The sequence below is a fragment of the Campylobacter sp. RKI_CA19_01122 genome (assembly GCF_025771325.1).
GTDB classification, from domain to species: Bacteria; Campylobacterota; Campylobacteria; order Campylobacterales; family Campylobacteraceae; genus Campylobacter_D; species Campylobacter_D lari_D.
Map to the genome: position 1 here is coordinate 1 of NZ_JAKMPZ010000020.1, position 5889 is coordinate 5889.

The window sequence follows — 5889 nt, forward strand, 5'->3', positions numbered from 1 at the left end:
CCAATTTTAATAAAATTTTAAGCTTTTACTGCTATAATTTCATTTCCTTTTCAAATAAAAGGGACTTAAAAAACTTAAGATTTTTATCTTAATTTTTAATATTTGTTCTTTAAATTATTAATATTGTTAATCAAATCTTATAGTCAATCTTTGAAATCTAAATAAGTGATCGATTGAGCCAGAGATTTACCTTAATAATGTAAATCTATCAATTAATAATTAAAGATTATTTTATTAATCTTTAAAATACTTTTTCTTTGAAGAAAAAGATTAAACTATCTATATTTTTTATGGAGAGTTTGATCCTGGCTCAGAGTGAACGCTGGCGGCGTGCCTAATACATGCAAGTCGAACGATGAAGCTTTTAGCTTGCTAGAAGTGGATTAGTGGCGCACGGGTGAGTAAGGTATAGTTAATCTGCCCTACACAAGAGGACAACAGTTGGAAACGACTGCTAATACTCTATACTCCTGCTTAACATAAGTTGAGTAGGGAAAGTTTTTCGGTGTAGGATGAGACTATATAGTATCAGCTAGTTGGTGAGGTAATGGCTCACCAAGGCTATGACGCTTAACTGGTCTGAGAGGATGATCAGTCACACTGGAACTGAGACACGGTCCAGACTCCTACGGGAGGCAGCAGTAGGGAATATTGCGCAATGGGGGAAACCCTGACGCAGCAACGCCGCGTGGAGGATGACACTTTTCGGAGCGTAAACTCCTTTTCTTAGGGAAGAATTCTGACGGTACCTAAGGAATAAGCACCGGCTAACTCCGTGCCAGCAGCCGCGGTAATACGGAGGGTGCAAGCGTTACTCGGAATCACTGGGCGTAAAGGGCGCGTAGGCGGATTATCAAGTCTCTTGTGAAATCCAACGGCTTAACCGTTGAACTGCTTGGGAAACTGGTAGTCTAGAGTGAGGGAGAGGCAGATGGAATTGGTGGTGTAGGGGTAAAATCCGTAGATATCACCAAGAATACCCATTGCGAAGGCGATCTGCTGGAACTTAACTGACGCTAAGGCGCGAAAGCGTGGGGAGCAAACAGGATTAGATACCCTGGTAGTCCACGCCCTAAACGATGTACACTAGTTGTTGGGGTGCTAGTCATCTCAGTAATGCAGCTAACGCATTAAGTGTACCGCCTGGGGAGTACGGTCGCAAGATTAAAACTCAAAGGAATAGACGGGGACCCGCACAAGCGGTGGAGCATGTGGTTTAATTCGAAGATACGCGAAGAACCTTACCTGGGCTTGATATCCTAAGAACCTTTTAGAGATAAGAGGGTGCTAGCTTGCTAGAACTTAGAGACAGGTGCTGCACGGCTGTCGTCAGCTCGTGTCGTGAGATGTTGGGTTAAGTCCCGCAACGAGCGCAACCCACGTATTTAGTTGCTAACGGTTTGGCCGAGCACTCTAAATAGACTGCCTTCGTAAGGAGGAGGAAGGTGTGGACGACGTCAAGTCATCATGGCCCTTATGCCCAGGGCGACACACGTGCTACAATGGCATATACAATGAGACGCAATACCGCGAGGTGGAGCAAATCTATAAAATATGTCCCAGTTCGGATTGTTCTCTGCAACTCGAGAGCATGAAGCCGGAATCGCTAGTAATCGTAGATCAGCCATGCTACGGTGAATACGTTCCCGGGTCTTGTACTCACCGCCCGTCACACCATGGGAGTTGATTTCACTCGAAGCCGGAATACTAAATTAGTTACCGTCCACAGTGGAATCAGCGACTGGGGTGAAGTCGTAACAAGGTAACCGTAGGAGAACCTGCGGTTGGATCACCTCCTTTCTAGAGTACAAACTGATAAGTCTCACAACTATCAGTTCATATATAGACTCAATCATCCTTGTTTAGATTTCAAAGATTGATGAAAAGCTAATTTTGGGGAATTAGCTCAGCTGGGAGAGCGCCTGCTTTGCACGCAGGAGGTCAGCGGTTCGATCCCGCTATTCTCCACCATTTATTAAGGGCCTATAGCTCAGCTGGTTAGAGTGCACCCCTGATAAGGGTGAGGTCACAAGTTCAAGTCTTGTTAGGCCCACCATAAAAAAAGATTTGTTTATCAATCATATAATAAAGTTTTAAAACTTAAAGCAAGTATATAGCTAATAATAAAGCAATAAGTAAAGTAAAATACTTTATTACTTATGTTTTTAAATTATTTAAACTCTTTATATATACTTCCTTTAGGTTTTAAGACCTAAGCTAAATAAATAATAGAATATTTTATATATTAGATTAATTATTTAATGTTATTTGAATTATCATTGTTAAGAGTCACAAGCAAGTTTTAATAAAAACAATTTTACAGGACTTGTTAAAGGATAAAACCTAACTATCTTTTCTTTAGCTTTTAGTTAAAGACAAGTTTTAAACTCACAGCTTAGTTAGACCAATGTTTTTAGTTTTATTAAGTGTTTAAATGCTTTCCGTCTTAAGATAGTAAAGTCTTATCATAAAAACTTTAACAAGGAAGTGATGCGTTTTAGAATGAATTTAAAAGGTAAGCTATTAAGAGCGAATGGTGGATGCCTTGGCTGGTAAAGGCGATGAAGGACGTACTAGACTGCGATAAGCTACGGGGAGCTGTCAAGAAGCTTTGATCCGTAGATTTCCGAATGGGGCAACCCAGTATATAGAGATATATACTACCATAATGGAGCGAACGTAGGGAATTGAAACATCTTAGTACCTACAGGAAAAGAAATCAATAGAGATTGCGTCAGTAGCGGCGAGCGAAAGCGCAAGAGGGCAAACCCAGTGCTTGCACTGGGGGTTGTAGGACTGCAATGTGCAATAGGTAAGGTTAGTAGAACACTCTGGAAAGTGTAGCCATAGAGGGTGATAGTCCCGTATACGAAAACCAAACCTTAGCTAGCAGTATCCTGAGTAGGGCGGGACACGAGGAATCCTGTCTGAAGCTGGGTCGACCACGATCCAACCCTAAATACTACTACCAGACCGATAGTGCACAAGTACCGTGAGGGAAAGGTGAAAAGAACTGAGGTGATCAGAGTGAAATAGAACCTGAAACCATTTGCTTACAATCATTCAGAGCACTATGTAGCAATACAGTGTGATGGACTGCCTTTTGCATAATGAGCCTGCGAGTTGTGGTGTCTGGCAAGGTTAAGCACACGCGAAGCCGTAGCGAAAGCGAGTCTGAATAGGGCGCTTAAGTCAGATGCTGCAGACCCGAAACGAAGTGATCTATCCATGAGCAAGTTGAAGCTAGTGTAAGAACTAGTGGAGGACTGAACCGATAGGCGTTGAAAAGCCCCCGGATGACTTGTGGATAGGGGTGAAAGGCCAATCAAACTTCGTGATAGCTGGTTCTCTCCGAAATATATTTAGGTATAGCGTTGTGTCGTAGTATAAGGGGGTAGAGCACTGAATGGGCTAGGGCATACACCAATGTACCAAACCCTATCAAACTCCGAATACCTTATATGTAATCACAGCAGTCAGGCGGCGAGTGATAAAATCCGTCGTCAAGAGGGAAACAACCCAGACTACCAGCTAAGGTCCCTAAATCTTACTTAAGTGGAAAACGATGTGAAGTTACTTAAACAACCAGGAGGTTGGCTTAGAAGCAGCCATCCTTTAAAGAAAGCGTAATAGCTCACTGGTCTAGTGATTTTGCGCGGAAAATATAACGGGGCTAAAGTAAGTACCGAAGCTGTAGACTTGATTTTATCAAGTGGTAGGAGAGCGTTCTATTTGCGCCGAAGGTATACCGGTAAGGAGTGCTGGAGCGAATAGAAGTGAGCATGCAGGCATGAGTAGCGATAATTAATGTGAGAATCATTAACGCCGTAAACCCAAGGTTTCCTACGCGATGCTCGTCATCGTAGGGTTAGTCGGGTCCTAAGTCGAGTCCGAAAGGGGTAGACGATGGCAAATTGGTTAATATTCCAATACCAACATTAGTGTGCGATGGAAGGACGCTTAGGGCTAAGCAAGCTAGCGGATGGAAGTGCTAGTCTAAGGTCGTAGGAGGTTATATAGGCAAATCCGTATAACAATACTCCGAGAACTGAAAGGCTCTTCAAAGTCTTCGGACAGCGAGGAGAATTGCTGATGCCGTCGAGCCAAGAAAAGTTTCTAAGTTTAGCTAATGTTGCCCGTACCGTAAACCGACACAGGTGGGTGGGATGAGTATTCTAAGGCGCGTGGAAGAACTCTCTTTAAGGAACTCTGCAAAATAGCACCGTATCTTCGGTATAAGGTGTGGTTCGCTTCGTATTAGGATTTACTCCGAAAGCGAAGAAACTTACAACAAAGAGTCCCTCCCGACTGTTTACCAAAAACACAGCACTCTGCTAACTCGTAAGAGGATGTATAGGGTGTGACGCCTGCCCGGTGCTCGAAGGTTAATTGATGGGGTTAGCATTAGCGAAGCTCTTGATCGAAGCCCGAGTAAACGGCGGCCGTAACTATAACGGTCCTAAGGTAGCGAAATTCCTTGTCGGTTAAATACCGACCTGCATGAATGGCGTAACGAGATGGGAGCTGTCTCAAAGAGGGATCCAGTGAAATTGTAGTGGAGGTGAAAATTCCTCCTACCCGCGGCAAGACGGAAAGACCCCGTGGACCTTTACTACAGCTTGACACTGCTATTTGGATAAGAATGTGCAGGATAGGTGGGAGGCTTTGAGTATATGACGCCAGTTGTATATGAGCCGTTGTTGAGATACCACTCTTTCTTATTTGGGTAGCTAACCAGCTTGAGTTATCCTCAAGTGGGACAATGTCTGGTGGGTAGTTTGACTGGGGCGGTCGCCTCCCAAATAATAACGGAGGCTTACAAAGGTTGGCTCAGAACGGTTGGAAATCGTTCGTAGAGTATAAAGGTATAAGCCAGCTTAACTGCAAGACATACAAGTCAAGCAGAGACGAAAGTCGGTCTTAGTGATCCGGTGGTTCTGTGTGGAAGGGCCATCGCTCAAAGGATAAAAGGTACCCCGGGGATAACAGGCTGATCTCCCCCAAGAGCTCACATCGACGGGGAGGTTTGGCACCTCGATGTCGGCTCATCGCATCCTGGGGCTGGAGCAGGTCCCAAGGGTATGGCTGTTCGCCATTTAAAGCGGTACGCGAGCTGGGTTCAGAACGTCGTGAGACAGTTCGGTCCCTATCTGCCGTGGGCGTAAGAAGATTGAAGAGATTTGACCCTAGTACGAGAGGACCGGGTTGAACAAACCACTGGTGTAGCTGTTGTTCTGCCAAGAGCATCGCAGCGTAGCTAAGTTTGGAACGGATAAACGCTGAAAGCATCTAAGCGTGAAGCCAACTCTAAGATGAATCTTCTCTAAGCTCTCTAGAAGACTACTAGTTTGATAGGCTGGGTGTGTAATGGATGAAAGTCCTTTAGCTGACCAGTACTAATAGAGCGTTTGGCTTATCTTATTTAAGCATCACTTTCTTGTTAAGGTTTTTAATAAAGCTTTGAGTGTTTTTATATGAAATATTTATATAAAAATTACATTCTTAAGTTTATAAAATCTTATAAGTAAAGTTTATATTAGAACTTGCTCTTAACATTGTTTTTTAAGTATTCTAAAATGAAACAATAAAGTATTTAGTTCAATAAAACATCTAAATATAAGAATAAGATGAAAGTTAAAATAAAAATGATTTTTATGTTTAAATCTTATTGATTGTTTTTATTATGCTATATTAAATAGAATATTTAAATAACAATGTCCGTGATTATACAGATGTGGAGACGCCTTGCTCCATCCCGAACCAAGAAGCTAAGCACATCGTGGGTGATGATACTACGCCTTACTGGCAGGGGGAAAGTAGCTCATTGCGGACTTGTTAATTCTTATTATTCTTACTTTATATACAATCCTATAGTTATTTTAGTTATTT

2 tRNA genes and 3 rRNA genes are annotated in these 5889 nt (G+C 42.7%); all 5 read left to right on the forward strand.

The features are described from left to right. The first annotated feature begins 287 nt into the window (after nucleotides 1-287). The 5 genes from L8U37_RS08020 to rrf all read left to right on the forward strand — a co-directional run bounded on the left by L8U37_RS08020 (nucleotide 288) and on the right by rrf (nucleotide 5833). A 16S ribosomal RNA gene (locus L8U37_RS08020) occupies nucleotides 288-1800 on the forward strand. Nucleotides 1801-1895: 95 nt separating this feature from the next. After that, a tRNA-Ala gene (locus L8U37_RS08025) sits at nucleotides 1896-1971 on the forward strand. An 8-nt stretch (nucleotides 1972-1979) separates the two neighbouring features. Then, nucleotides 1980-2056, forward strand: a tRNA-Ile gene (locus L8U37_RS08030). Between the two features lie 457 nt (nucleotides 2057-2513). Beyond that, a 23S ribosomal RNA gene (locus tag L8U37_RS08035) occupies nucleotides 2514-5421 on the forward strand. A 295-nt stretch (nucleotides 5422-5716) separates the two neighbouring features. Beyond that, nucleotides 5717-5833 (forward strand): 5S ribosomal RNA (gene rrf / locus L8U37_RS08040). The 16S, 23S and 5S rRNA genes sit together here with 2 tRNA genes alongside, the layout of an rRNA operon. Nucleotides 5834-5889 lie beyond the last annotated feature (56 nt).